This is a genomic window from Halomicrococcus pelagicus (assembly GCF_050954125.1).
This window is the reverse complement of record NZ_JBPBWC010000001.1, coordinates 369,969-382,885: the sequence shown is the minus strand read 5'-3', so window position 1 is coordinate 382,885 and position 12,917 is coordinate 369,969. Positions and strand designations below refer to the sequence as shown.

Annotated in this window: 13 protein-coding genes; 11 read left to right on the top strand and 2 right to left on the bottom strand. The window is 69.2% G+C overall.

What is annotated here, in order from left to right; genetic code table 11:
- Window positions 1-54 precede the first annotated feature (54 nt).
- Both ACRYA2_RS02125 and ACRYA2_RS02120 read left to right on the top strand, forming a co-directional pair.
- Window positions 55-1,551, top strand: coding sequence for a hypothetical protein (locus ACRYA2_RS02125; protein ID WP_433623753.1), 1,497 nt, complete (start codon window positions 55-57; stop codon window positions 1,549-1,551).
- Between the two features lies 1 nt (window position 1,552).
- Window positions 1,553-1,792 carry a hypothetical protein gene (locus ACRYA2_RS02120; protein ID WP_433623751.1) on the top strand — a complete coding sequence of 80 codons (240 nt, stop codon included), beginning with the start codon at window positions 1,553-1,555 and terminating at the stop codon, window positions 1,790-1,792.
- Between the two features lie 124 nt (window positions 1,793-1,916).
- Here the strand turns inward: ACRYA2_RS02120 and ACRYA2_RS02115 are convergent, their stop codons facing one another.
- On the bottom strand, window positions 1,917-2,468 hold the full coding sequence (locus ACRYA2_RS02115) for a DUF7344 domain-containing protein (protein WP_113275450.1): 552 nt from the start codon (window positions 2,466-2,468) through the stop codon (window positions 1,917-1,919).
- A gap of 567 nt (window positions 2,469-3,035) precedes the next feature.
- On the opposite strand from ACRYA2_RS02115, the gene ACRYA2_RS02110 reads away from it, so the two are divergent.
- The 9 genes from ACRYA2_RS02110 (at window position 3,036) to ACRYA2_RS02070 (ending at window position 12,358) form a co-directional block, all read left to right on the top strand.
- Window positions 3,036-3,614 carry an acyltransferase gene (locus tag ACRYA2_RS02110; RefSeq protein WP_433623748.1) on the top strand — a complete coding sequence of 193 codons (579 nt, stop codon included), beginning with the start codon at window positions 3,036-3,038 and terminating at the stop codon, window positions 3,612-3,614.
- Window positions 3,611-4,696: a DegT/DnrJ/EryC1/StrS family aminotransferase gene (locus ACRYA2_RS02105; RefSeq protein ID WP_433623746.1), complete on the top strand. Its 1,086-nt coding sequence runs from the start codon at window positions 3,611-3,613 to the stop codon at window positions 4,694-4,696. The genes ACRYA2_RS02110 and ACRYA2_RS02105 overlap by 4 nt, the downstream gene beginning before the upstream one ends.
- The gene (locus ACRYA2_RS02100; protein ID WP_433623744.1) at window positions 4,689-5,678 is read left to right on the top strand and encodes a Gfo/Idh/MocA family oxidoreductase; all 990 of its coding nucleotides are present in this window, start codon (window positions 4,689-4,691) and stop codon (window positions 5,676-5,678) included. Before ACRYA2_RS02105 ends, ACRYA2_RS02100 begins: the two co-directional genes overlap by 8 nt.
- Window positions 5,675-7,030, top strand: coding sequence for a nucleotide sugar dehydrogenase (locus tag ACRYA2_RS02095; protein WP_433623742.1), 1,356 nt, complete (start codon window positions 5,675-5,677; stop codon window positions 7,028-7,030). Before ACRYA2_RS02100 ends, ACRYA2_RS02095 begins: the two co-directional genes overlap by 4 nt.
- Complete coding sequence (locus ACRYA2_RS02090; RefSeq protein ID WP_433623740.1) at window positions 7,030-8,091, top strand: glycosyltransferase family 2 protein; 1,062 nt, start codon at window positions 7,030-7,032, stop codon at window positions 8,089-8,091. Before ACRYA2_RS02095 ends, ACRYA2_RS02090 begins: the two co-directional genes overlap by 1 nt.
- Window positions 8,088-9,173 (top strand): non-hydrolyzing UDP-N-acetylglucosamine 2-epimerase, encoded by a 1,086-nt coding sequence (gene wecB, locus ACRYA2_RS02085; RefSeq protein WP_433623738.1) that lies wholly within the window; start codon window positions 8,088-8,090, stop codon window positions 9,171-9,173. Before ACRYA2_RS02090 ends, wecB begins: the two co-directional genes overlap by 4 nt.
- On the top strand, window positions 9,163-10,068 hold the full coding sequence (locus tag ACRYA2_RS02080; protein WP_433623736.1) for a polysaccharide deacetylase family protein: 906 nt from the start codon (window positions 9,163-9,165) through the stop codon (window positions 10,066-10,068). The genes wecB and ACRYA2_RS02080 overlap by 11 nt, the downstream gene beginning before the upstream one ends.
- A 134-nt stretch (window positions 10,069-10,202) precedes the next feature.
- Window positions 10,203-11,282, top strand: coding sequence for a GNAT family N-acetyltransferase (locus ACRYA2_RS02075; RefSeq protein WP_433623734.1), 1,080 nt, complete (start codon window positions 10,203-10,205; stop codon window positions 11,280-11,282).
- Window positions 11,279-12,358, top strand: coding sequence for a DUF354 domain-containing protein (locus tag ACRYA2_RS02070; RefSeq protein WP_433623732.1), 1,080 nt, complete (start codon window positions 11,279-11,281; stop codon window positions 12,356-12,358). Before ACRYA2_RS02075 ends, ACRYA2_RS02070 begins: the two co-directional genes overlap by 4 nt.
- A 35-nt stretch (window positions 12,359-12,393) precedes the next feature.
- On the opposite strand, the gene ACRYA2_RS02065 is transcribed toward ACRYA2_RS02070, so the two are convergent.
- Complete coding sequence (locus ACRYA2_RS02065) at window positions 12,394-12,906, bottom strand: DUF8215 family protein (protein WP_433623730.1); 513 nt, start codon at window positions 12,904-12,906, stop codon at window positions 12,394-12,396.
- Window positions 12,907-12,917: the final 11 nt, after the last annotated feature.

The window sequence follows — 12,917 nt, the reverse complement described above, 5'->3', positions numbered from 1 at the left end:
GTATTGAGTTGGAATCGGTAACTTCTTGAATCAGTAACGTAGCATTGAAGCCGCATGGCACGCGACGAAACGGTACGCGATTCGAAACGAGACCGTCTCATCGACCGCCGTTCGTATCTGAAGCTCGCCGGTGCGACGGCGGTCTCGGCCGCGGCGGCTGGCGCCGCGACGGCGGCGAACTACGACACCATCACCGTCCCCGCGGGCGAGACGAAGACCATCGACGTGGGTGACGGCGAGACGTTCGAAAACAAACTCATCGATATGACCGCCGACGGCGCGTCGGCCCTCGTCACCACCAGCGGGTCGAACTGGACCATCCGCAACGTCGGGTTCAAGGGCACGCACCCGGGTGGCCACTACCTCATGACGCCCGGCGTCGCTGCCGCGGAGGGCACCGGTCTGATCGAGAACGTCTACATGGGCGACGGCCAGGTCGCACGCAGCGGCTCTGGCGGCATCTGGGTGGACGCCAACCTGCCGCACCAGGGCACTATCACGTTCCGTAACGTCCACGTCGCCGGGTTCATCGACAACGGTCTGTACGGCTCCGGTCCCGGCGCCCAGGGACACGGCGGCAACCTCCACGTCGAGTCGTCGTACTTCGCGGCAAACACCATCTCGAACGTCCGCCTGAACGCGAAAGAACGGCCCTGCAAAGTGACCGACACCGTGGTCGACGCGACTGGCAACGACCCCTGCGGCGAGGGTTGCTCCGCGCCAGGTTCGACGACCACCCGCGCCGTCTGGTCGTGGTACGGCGAGACCCACCTCCGGAACTGCGACGTCGTCGGCTCCATCGCCACCGCGAAGGGCGGCTCGGTGACAAAGACGAACACCCGGACGGGCAACGACGCGGACCTCACACCGCCGAAGGGCGTCCCGATGTCGGCGAAAGCGGCCGCCAGCGGTAGCGGAACCGGCGGCAAATCCGGCAAGCGGTCGTCCGGAAACGGGTCCGGCAAGCAGTCCGCCGACGGCTCCTCGTCCGGCAACGCCGCGCAGGCGACCGTACGGAGGGTCGCGAACGGACGCGGACTGCCGAACGTCATCAGCATCGCCAGCTCCGACGCCGGAACCAAGACGAACTACGAGCTGACCGTCTCGGGCAAGCTCCGCAAGAGCACGGACCGGAGCGCGACGAAAGACGCCGAGGACGGCGTCGAGGACGGGACGGCGACCGGAGCGGTCGCCGGCGGCACCGACAGCTACCGCTTCGGCGGCGCGGTCACGAACCTCGACATCGACGGGACGGCGACCGTCTTCCTCGACGGCGAGCAGGTCGCGTCCGGCGAGGGCGGACTGCCGAACGCGCTCGTCGTCGACGGCTCAGGGTCGCCGAACGCGGTCAGCGAGTACTCGTTCGACGTGAGCGGCAAGGTGCGGGGGAACGACGACTCCGGTCGCATCGAGGCCCACGACACCGTCGAGAGCAAGCGCGTGAGCGGAATCATCGTCGACGCGAAGGACGGCTACCGCTTCTCCGGTCGGCTCACTCGCTTCCAAGTCGACGGACCCGCGACCGTCACGCTCGAACCGGGTGAGAACTGAGATGGTCTACGAGTCCTCGCCCGGTCGGAACGCCTCCAGGAAAGACTGGCGGCGGGTGCCGGACGACCCCGACCTCGAACGCGATCTCGACTACGAACTCGACGACTGGGAGGTCGTCCGAACGCGCGATAACGGACCGGACAGACTGATGTTCCTCCCGGCCGACGAGGAGATGCTGCGCGACGAGGCGTTCGTCCTCGCCGACGACGACGCGGTCTGCAACCTCGAACACCAGCTGTAGTGCCACTCGGTCCCGCTTCGCTTCGGCCCCACCGCATCTCCTCTCGACCGCGTCGACCCGCCATTCAGCGGTCTCCCGCGAACGACGACCTGCGCGACGCTACCGCCGTGCCCCGGACGACTCGTCACTGACTGTCGGCCCGCCGGAGTTCGGGTGGCGTCTCCCGGCCGGCCCCGTGACGGTAGTAGAGATACTGGAAGAGCGCCGACGCGCCGTACACGACGAGGACGATGGCCGTCGCCGTCAGCCCCGACAGCGTCGAGAAGGGATACACCTCGAGCCAGACGCCAGCGACGAGCGCGATGCTCGCCAGCGAGAGCGCCAGGTAGTATCGGTCCCAGGGGAGTTCCCGCCTGGAGACGTCGCCGAGGTAGGTGTCGAGCTCTCTGGCACGTCTGGACAGGGTTATCTCGCCGCTGTCCTCGTCGTAATCGACGATGTCGGCGTCGTCGAGCTTCGGTAGATGCGTCTGGTACAGCGAGATGTACACTCGCTTGCGCTGTTCGGTCGTCAGCTCGCCGGGCGTGGTGTCGTTCTCCCACGCGGCAACCTGCTCGGTCAGGTCCGATAGCTCGGCCGACCCTCCTTCGCGCCGAAGGTAGTAGAGCGCGTATCGCCGCCTGGGACTCTTGAGAACTTCGAATACCTGGTCCTGCGAGAGCCCGGAACTAGCCATTGCACCGAGACTGCCGCTCTATCATCGGAAACAGTACACCCCCGTTCCGGATCGTGACCACCCTGCAGTCACGGGTTCCACCACCGCATACACCGTCTGTCGCGGTTTCCCTACTTTGTTACCAAGGTGCTGTCGGTCGGTAGCCCGGACGTGTGCCGCGTCCGCCCGTCTCGGCGCGGTCGATAAACCGGACCAAACCGCCCCGCTCGGCGTTAGTCCGCTCGCTCCCTGTCGGTACGTGTCCCGTACGTACGCGTCAGCCGACCGCTCGCGGGCGATACGCCTCGCGTACGCTCACCGGTTCGACGTCGCACGCCGAGGTTACTCCGGTCGTCGGCTCAGTTCGGTCTTCGTCGGCTGACCCCGCCGATTCGCACGACGTCTCCGGCACTAGTTTTGCGCTACCGCCGGACAGGCAGCGTATAACAAAGAGGACAGGTAGGCATGGGGAGGGTAACGGCCGCCCGTCGCCCCACGGCGGCGGATTCGGGCCGAACGACCAGCATCCATGAACCAACGATTCCCTGTCACACCCCGCGAGCAGCACACACGACGAGGTGATCGCCCGTGAGCGAACGCCGGGACGAGAACCACGACGTCCACCCCGAGGCGACGGTCGGACACTCCTACTCCGACGATTCCGAGCCGCCCGTTATCGGCGACGGTGCGACCATCCGGTCGGGAACGGTCATCTACGACGACGTGGCAATCGGCGACGGCTTCACGACCGGGCACGGTGCCCTGGTGCGCGAGAAGACGGTCGTCGGCGACGACGTCGTCGTCGGAACGAACACCGTCGTCGACGGACACTGTCGAATCGGTTCGCACGTAAGCATGCAGACGAACGTCTACGTCCCGACGAACACCACCATTGGCGACCAGGTGTTCCTCGGCCCCTGCGCCGTCTTGACGAACGACGCCTACCCCATCCGGCAGGAGTCGGAGATGGAGGGACCGACGCTCGAAGATCACGTTTCGGTCGGCGCGAACGCCACGCTCCTGCCCGACGTCACGGTCGGCGAGGGGTCGTTCGTGGCCGCCGGTGCGGTGGTCACCAGCGACGTACCGTCCGAGACGCTGGCGGTCGGCGCGCCGGCCAAACACCGACCGCTCCCCGACTCCCTTCAGGGGGGGAACGAGATTTGATTCCCGTCGCGGACCCACAGATCGGCGACGCCGAGCGCGAGCGCGTCGTCGACGTCCTCGACAGCGGATACCTCGCCGACGGTCCGGAGGTCCGGGCGTTCGAGGCGGCGTTCGCCGACTACTGCGGAACCGACCACGCCGTCGCGACGAACAACGGGACGACGGCGCTGCACGCCGCGTTCGAAGCGCTGGGAATCGGCGAGGGCGACACGGTCGTCACCTCGCCGTTCTCGTTCGTCGCCAGCGCGAACGCCGTCCGGCTGGCGGGGGCCGACCCCGTCTTCGCGGACGTCGACGAGGAGACGTTCACGCTCGACCCCGAGTCGGTCGAGGCGGCCGTCCGCGACCACGACGCCGACGCCGTGCTCGTCGTTCACCTCTACGGCCTCCCGGCGGAGATGGACCGGCTCGCCGAGGTGGCCGACGCACACGACGTCGCGCTGGTCGAGGACGCCGCTCAGGCCCACGGCGCGGAGTACGACGGTCGCCGCGTCGGCTCGTTCGGCGACGCCGCCTGCTTCTCCTTCTACCCGACGAAGAACGTGACGACGGGCGAGGGCGGGATGGTGACGACCGACCGTCCCGAGGTAGCCGACCGCGTAGCGAGCTTCGTCAACCACGGCCGTCCGACGGGCGACGACCACTCGTCGTACGACCACGTCCGTCTCGGGCACAACTTCCGGATGACCTCCGTCGCGGCCGCCATCGGCCTGGCGCAGCTGGAGCGTCTCCCCGAGTTCAACGAGGCGCGGCGCGCGAACGCCGCCTACCTCACGGACCGCCTGGAGCGGTCGTCGGTGACGACGCCGGTCGAACCCGACGGTCGCCGACACGTCTACCACCAGTACACGGTGCGGACGGACGACCGCGCGGCGCTCCGGGACCACCTCGAGGACGAGGGCGTCGCCACGGGCGTCTACTACCCGACGCCCATCCACGAACAGCCGGCGTACAGTCACGTCGACGTCGAGGCCCCCGTCGCGGAGCGACTCGCCGACGAGGTGCTGTCGCTCCCGGTCCATCCGGGGCTGGACGGCGACGACGTGAGGACCATCGCGGGGGCAGTCAAGGATTATGAGTGAGCCAGTGAACGCGGCGGTCTTCGGCGTCGGAAGCATGGGCCGCCACCACGCCCGGGTGTACAGCGAACTGCCGAACGTGAACCTCGTCGGCGTCCACGACGCGGACGAGGAGACGGCGAAGTCCGTCGCGCGCGACCACGGGACGCGAGCAATCGGGATGGACGCGGCGCTCCTGGAGGCGGACATCGCCTCCGTCGCCGTCCCGACGGAGTACCACTACGCCGTCACCCGCGACTGCATCGACCACGGCGTCGACGCGCTCGTCGAGAAGCCGTTCGTCGCCGACCCCGCGGAGGGGAAGGAACTGCTCGCCGAGGCCAGCGCCGCGGACGTGACGCTGCAGGTCGGCCACATCGAGCGGTTCAACCCGGCGGTCCGGACGCTCTCCGAGATCGTCTCCGACCTCGACATCATCGCGGTCGACGCCCGGCGACTCGGACCACCGCCGGAGGGACGCTCGGTCGACGACAGCGCCGTGATGGACCTGATGATACACGACATCGACGTGCTGCTGTCGCTCGTGGACGACGACGTCGAGTCCGTGGCGGCGCTGGGCGCGCGCGACAACCGCTACGCTAGCGCGAACATCGAGTTCGAGAGCGGCATCGTCGCCGGCCTCACGGCGAGCAGGGTCACCCAGGAGAAGGTGCGGACCCTCTCCATCACGGCGGCCGACTGCCGGGTGAACGTCGACTACACCGACCAGACGGTCGAGATACACCGCCACTCGACGCCGGAGTACATCGAGGAGAACGGCGACCTGCGCTACCGCCACGAGAGCATCGTCGAGCGGCCGACGGTCGAGACGGGCGAACCGCTGAAGAACGAACTCCGCTCGTTCGTGCGCGCGGCGACGACGGACGGAACGCCGGTCGTGACGGGAGAGGACGGCCTCCGGGTGGTCGAACTCGCCCGGCAAGTCGACGGCCTGGCGGCGAGCGGCGAGCGAGTCGCGGCCGAGACGGAGGTGCGCCCCCGGTGAGCCTGCGGGAACTGCAGACGCTCTACGGGAGCGACGCCTCGCCCGCCGAGCAGCGCGGCGCGTTCCTCACCGGCGAGATTCCGGTGGCCGTCTACGGCCTCGGCAAGATGGGACTACCGCTCGCTGCGGTGTACGCGGAGACCAGCGGTAACGTCGTCGGGGCGGACGTCGACCCGGACGTCGTCGAGAGCGTGAACCGCGGCGACTGCCACGTCGACCGCGAACCCGGCCTCGACGACCTCGTCGAGGAGACCGTCGAGTCCGGCGCGCTCCGCGCGACCGAATCGCCGGCCGAGGCCGCCCGCGACGCGTCGGTCCACGTCGTCGTCGTGCCGACGCCCATCACCGACGACCGCGAACCCGACCTCGCCATCCTCCGGGCCGTCGCCGAGGACGTCGCGGCCGGACTGGAGCAGGGCGACCTCGTCGTCGTCGAGTGCACCGTGCCGCCGGGCACGGCGCGCGAGGGCCTGCTTCCCCTCCTCGTCGAGGAGAGCCACCTCGACCGCGGGGAGTTCGGCCTCGCGGTCTGCCCCGAGCGGACGTCGAGCGGGCGCGCACTGAAGGACATCCGGGGGGCGTACCCGAAGGTCGTCGGCGGCGTCGACGACGAGAGCGGGCGCGTCGCGGCGCTCGTCTACGGCGAACTGACCAGCAACGAGGTCATCGAGGTCCCCTCCGCGACCGCGGCGGAGGCCGTGAAGGTGTTCGAGGGCGTCTACCGCGACGTGAACATCGCGCTGGCGAACGAACTCGCCACGCTCGCCGACGCGATGGACGTGAACGTCAACGCCGCCATCGAAACGGCGAACACGCAGCCGTTCTGCGACATCCACCGACCGGGGCCCGGCGTCGGCGGTCACTGCATCCCCTACTACCCCTACTTCATAATGGCGCAGTTCGACCGCGAGACGCCACTGCTCCGGACCGCCCGCTCGGTCAACGACGCGATGCCGGCGTTCACGGTCGAGAAGCTCGCCGAGGAGATGGCGGCCGAAGACCGGGAGCTTCCGGGGGCGACCGTCGCCGTCCTCGGACTGACCTACCGGCCGGGCGTCGAGGAGACGCGAGCGACGCCGGCCCGCCCCATCTGTGCGGACCTCGCGGAGCGCGGCGCCGACGTGCTGGCGGTCGACCCGATGCTCGCCGACGCCGGCGGGTTCGACGCGACGATGGTCGGCCTGCCGGAACTGCACGAGCGCGACCTGGACGCCGCGGTGCTCGTGACGGCCCACGAGGAGTTCGAGGACGTCGACTGGACCGCCTTCGACCCGATGGTCGTCGTGGACGGGCGGCAGGCCCTGGACCTCGGAGCGACCGACCACCGCGTCTACACCATCGGAGGACGGTGATGTACGAGGACAAGACGGTCGCCGTCGTCGTTCCGGCGTACAACGAGGAGGCGTTCGTCGGCGGGGTCATCGACACGGTACCCGACTTCGTCGACCGCGTCTACGCCGTCGACGACTGCTCGACCGACGACACCTGGTCGGAGATAACGGCCCGCGCGGACGACGACCGCGAACGGGTCGGCGCACTCGTGGACGGAGCGGGCGAGGTGGACGTCGCGGACGACGCGGACGGACGGCAGGTGGAGTCCGACGGCGGAGTGGCGAACGGTCCCCGCGTCGTCCCGATCCGCCACCGCCGGAACCGCGGCGTCGGCGCGGCCATCAAGACGGGCTACTGCGCCGCTCGCGACGACGGGATGGACGTGACGGCGGTGATGGCCGGCGACGGCCAGATGGACCCCGCGATGCTGGAACGGGTCGTCGAACCCGTGGTGGACGGTCGGGCCGACTACGCGAAGGGCGACCGGCTCTCGTACCCCGAGTACCGGGGCGAGATGTCGGGGTGGCGCTCGTTCGGCAACTGGCTGCTCACCTACCTGACGAAGGTCGCCAGCGGCTACTGGGGAGTGGTCGACCCGCAGAACGGCTACACCGCCATCTCGCTGCGGGCGCTCGAGGCCATCGACGTCGAGGACGTGTACGACGACTACGGCTTCGCCAACGCCCTGCTCGTTCGCCTGAACGTCGCCGGCATGCGCGTCGCGGACGTGGCGATGCCGGCGGTGTACGGCGACGAGGAGAGCCACATCCGGTACGCGACGTTCGTTCCGAAGCTCTCGGCGTTGCTGGCACACAACTTCCTGTGGCGGCTGAAGACGAAGTACCTCGTACGGGACTGCCACCCGCTCGCGTTCCTGTACGGTCTGGGGGCGGTGGGAACCGGGGCCGGGCTGGTCGCAGCCCTGCGACGGGGCGGGGATAGCGAGGGAGCCAGCGACGACGGCAACGACGGGACGAGCGACGCGGCGACCCGGACGCTGGTCGGCCTGCTGGCGCTCGCGCTGGCGACGACGTTCGACCGACTGGACGACGAGGACCTCCACGTCCGGGAGGAACCATGAAGGTGCTCACCGTCGTCGGGGCGCGTCCGCAGTTCGTCAAGGCCGCGGTCGTCTCCCGTGAACTGCGCCGCGACCACGAGGAGACACTGGTCCACACCGGCCAGCACTACGACGAGTCGCTGTCGGACGTGTTCTTCGAAGAGCTCGCCATCCCGCGACCGGACGAGAACCTCGGCGTCGGGTCGGACACGCACGGCCGCCAGACCGCTCGGATGCTCGAGGGGCTGGCGGCGACCGTGGAGGCGGAAGCGCCCGACGTCGTGCTCGTCTACGGCGACACCAACTCGACGCTGGCGGCCGCCATCGCCGCGTCGAAGCTCGACCCGGCGCTGGCGCACGTCGAGGCCGGGATGCGCTCCGGCAGCGACATGCCGGAGGAGACGAACCGCGTCCTCACCGACCACGCCGCCGACCTCTGCTTCGCACCCTCGCGGGAGGCGGCGTCGAACCTCCGCGACGAGGGCATCACGGCGGGCGTCCACGTCACCGGCGACGTGGGGTACGACGCCCTGCTGTGGGCGCGGGAGCGCGCCGACCGCTCTGTGCTCGGCGACTTCGGCGTCACGGACCGCGAGTTCGTGCTCGCGACGGTCCACCGGGAGGCCAACGCCGACGACCCGGACCGCCTCGCGGCCATCGTCGACGCGCTGGCGGACGACCCCCGGCCGGTCGTCTTCCCGGCTCACCCGCGGACGACCGACCGCCTCCGGGAGTTCGGTCAGTACGAGCGGGCCGCCCGCGAACTGACGCTCGTCGACCCCGTGGGCTACCGGCGGTTCGTCGCCCTGCTCGACGCGGCCGCGGTCGTCGCCACCGACTCCGGCGGCGTCCAGAAGGAGGCGTTCTTCCTCGACACGCCCTGCGTCACCCTCCGCGAGGAGACCGAGTGGGTGGAGACCGTCGAGAGCGGGTGGAACGTGCTCGCCGGGGCCGACGCCGACCGAATCCGGGTCGCGCTCGCGGACGCCACCGCGCCCGACGAGAAGCCACAGCCGTACGGCGACGGCCACGCCGCAGAGCGCATCGTCGAGATACTGGAGACCTCCGTCGAGAAGCCAGAGGTACGCGACCGTGTCCGCTGATATCCTCCCCGACCACGAGTTCGCGCTGTGTCTCACGCACGACGTCGACCGGCCGTACAAGGGCCTGCAGGCGCCGTACTACGCGCTCGCCGACCGGGACCCGAGCCACCTCGCCGCGCTCGCGCCCGGCAACAACCCCTGGTGGCAGTTCGAGACGGTGAAGGCGCTCGAGGACGACCTCGGCGTCCGGTCGGCGTTCTACGTGCTCCAGGAGGAGTCCATCCTCGCGAAGTCCCCCGGGAAGTGGCTCCGGCCGCGCTACTGGATCGAACACTTCGGGCGCTACGACATCTTCGACGCGGACCTGCTCGAGGTCCTCCACGACCTCGACGACGGCGGGTGGGAGATCGGTCTCCACGGCTCCTACGACTCCGGTGACGACCGCCAGGCGCTGTGCGAGCAGAAGATAGCGCTGGAGGCCGCGCTGGGCCACGAGGTGCGCGGCGGTCGCCAGCACCACCTCCGCCTCGGCGACGAGACGTGGGCGCACTACGACGCCGTCGGTCTCGACTACGATACCAGCCTCGGTTCCAGCAGCGAGTACGGCTTCCAGTACGGTTACCGTCCGAAGCGCCCGTTCGACGACGACTTCCTGGTCTTCCCGCTGACGGTGATGGACATCGCGCTCCCCGACCCCGACGCGGAGTTCGAGGCGGCCTGGCGCGAGTGCGAGCGCCTGCTCGACGAGGCGGCCGCGAACGACGCCGTGATGACCGCGCTCTGGCATCCGCGGATGTTCGCAGACGAGTTCTCCGGCCACCGGCGACTCTACCGCCGCCTGGTGGAGAGAGCGCTGGACCGCGGCGCGTGGGTCGGTCCGCCGGCGGACCTCCACGACAGACTGGTGGAGACGCGCCACGAACCGGCCGGCGTCGCCGGGGTGAACGACCGGTAGTCGACCGTCGACGCCGTCTCCGTTCCCGGTTCGGTGGCGTAGCCGCCTCCTGAACTTCCGCTGAGACGCCCTTCTCTTCTGCAGGCGGGGGATAACAAAGTCGAAACCGGGGCTATCTGGAAACGAGACGACGAATGAGAGTCGAACGTCTGGACCTCGACGAATGGGCCGACGCGCTTCCGGCGGACGGATTCGAACCGTTCCACCTGCCGGCGGCGCTGTCGGCCATCGACAGCCACGCTGCCGGTGACCTGCGACTGTTCGGCGGTTTCAAGGGCCAACAGCCCGTCGGCCTGCTCCCGCTCGTCGTTCGGGAGCGGTCGCTCGGGACCGCCGTGCTCTCGCCGCCGCCCGGACTGGCGATACCCCGCCTCGGCCCCATCCTCATGCCGACGAGCCCCAAGCGACGCAAGCGTGAGAAAGTCAACCGCGAGTTCACCGAACGGGTGCTCGACCGCGTCGGAGCCGACCTCGCGCTCGACGAACGCCTCGCGAGCGCCGGCGTCGACGACGGCCTCGCGACGCGGGTCGGCGAGCGCGTCGACGACGGCCTCACCCTGTTCCGGATGCTCTGTGGCACGGCGTACGGGGACCCTCGACCGTACCTCTGGGACGACCTCCGGGTCGAACCGTACTTCACCTACCGGCTCGACCTGGCGGAGACGACCGCGGACGCCGTCCTGAAGTCGTTCAGCAAGAGTCTCCGCCGCGAGATACGAGACGCCCGCGACCTCGACGTGACCGTCGAACGCGAGGGGATCGACGGCGCGCAGGCGGTGTACGAACACACCGTCGCGCGCTACGACGAGCAGGACGAGCATCTGGGGCTTCCCTGGCCGTACGTCCGCGACCTCTGGCGCGGCCTCGACGACCGCGCCCGGACGTACGTCGCCCGGGACGGGGACGGCGAGTATCTCAGCGGCATCACCGCCCTCTACTCGAACGACGCGGCGTACTTCTGGCAGGGCGGCGCGCGCGCAGTCTACGAGGGGACGAGCGTCAACAGCCTCGTCCACTGGCGCATCGTGGAGGAGATACTCGACGACCCGCCGGTCGACTCCGTGACCGAGTACGACCTGATGGGGGCCAACACCGAACGGCTCTGTCGGTACAAGGCGAAGTTCGGTGCGGACCTCGTTCCCTACTACCTGGTGGAGTCGTCCGGCACGACCATGGCCGCCGCGAAGCGCGCCTACGAGTTCGTCCAGGGATGAGATACCTGTTCTTCACGAACACCCCAGCACACGTCCACCTCTATCGGCACGCGGTTGAGCGACTCCGCGACCGGGGCCACGACGTGCTCGTCCTCGGGCGCGACTACGGCTGTACCGCCGCCCTGCTCGACTACTACGACCTGCCCCACGAACTGTACGGAGCCTGCGACACGACGAAGTACTCGCTGCTCCGGGAGCTTCCACAGCACTATCTCGCCATCTTCCGGCGGACGCTGCAGTACCGCCCCGACCTCGTCTTCGGCGTCGGGTCGTACGCCGCCCACGCCGGGGCGATTTCGCAGACGCCCGTGGTCGTCGTCGCCGACTCCGAACCGACGACGCTCGACCATCTGGCCGCCCGGCCGTTCGTCGACACCTTCCTCACACCGCACACGTTCGGGAAGGACCTCGGGACGAACCACTACGAGTTCCAGGGGTTCAAAGAGCTCGCGTACCTCCACCCGGCGGTGTACGACCCCGACCCGAGCATCCGCGAGGAGCTGGGGGTCGGGCCGGACGAGCGCTACGTCGTCCTGCGGTTCAACGCGTTCGGCTCCCACCACGACGTCGGGCAGTCGGGGTTCTCGCGGGACAAGCGCCGCCGGCTCGTCACCGAACTCGCCGAGCGCGCGACCGTCTTCGTCTCCGACGAGGCGGACGGAACCGTCCCGGAGCGGGCGCGCGCCTTCGACCTCCATCCGGCCCGCCTCCACGACGCGCTGGCGGAGGCCAGCCTGCTCGTCGCCGACACGCAGACTATGGTGACCGAGGCCGCGCTGCTGGGGACGCCCGCCATCCGGTCGAACTCGTTCGTCGGCGACTCCGACATGGGCAACTTCCTCGAACTCGAACGCCAGGGGCTGATATACAACCGCCAGGCGTTCTCCGACGTGCTCGAACGCTCCGTCGAACTCGTCGAGGACGACACTGCGAAGGCGCGCTGGCGCGAGAAACGCGACGCCTACGTCGCCGACAAGGTGAACCTGACCGAGATAATCGTCGACGTGGCCGAGCACGCCGTCCCCACGCGCAGCGAGGAGACGGTCGACTGCGTGGCGTCGGTGTCGCGCCGGTAGTCCGCGGCGAACACCGCGTCGGCCAGGAGAGGAGGCTACGCCGCCCGGCGTCGTGCCACTGTGCCGGCGAGCGACGGAAACAGCCCGACCGCAACGGCGCTGACCAGCAACGACCAGCCGACGAGCACGAGCGGTAACCGGAGCGCGGCGTCGAGGAGTCCTCTCCCGTAGGCGGCGACGGCCAGCGCGATGTTGAAGTACAGGACGCGCAACGCGACCAGCGTCGGCGTCAACGAGACCCAGCCGGGAATCTCAGTGAAGAGAGGGCTGACCCACCCTCCGCGAATCAGGGCGGCATCGAGTACCATCGTCATCCAGCCGACGAACGCGGCACCTTTCACCCCACCGTACTCGACCGGTGATGTGACCATCACCGTCCAGAGCACCGGAATGCTCGGGACGGAGACGTCGGCGAACGCGTAGACGGTGTCGTCGATGAAGAGCCCGCCCCCGTCTTTTTCGACGGTCGTACGGGTCCCGTGCCCGGCGAACGACTGGCGTTCGTTGCTCTGGGCGCTCCGCGGATCTCTTCCGGGGGGACCGGGCATAACGTTCCGGG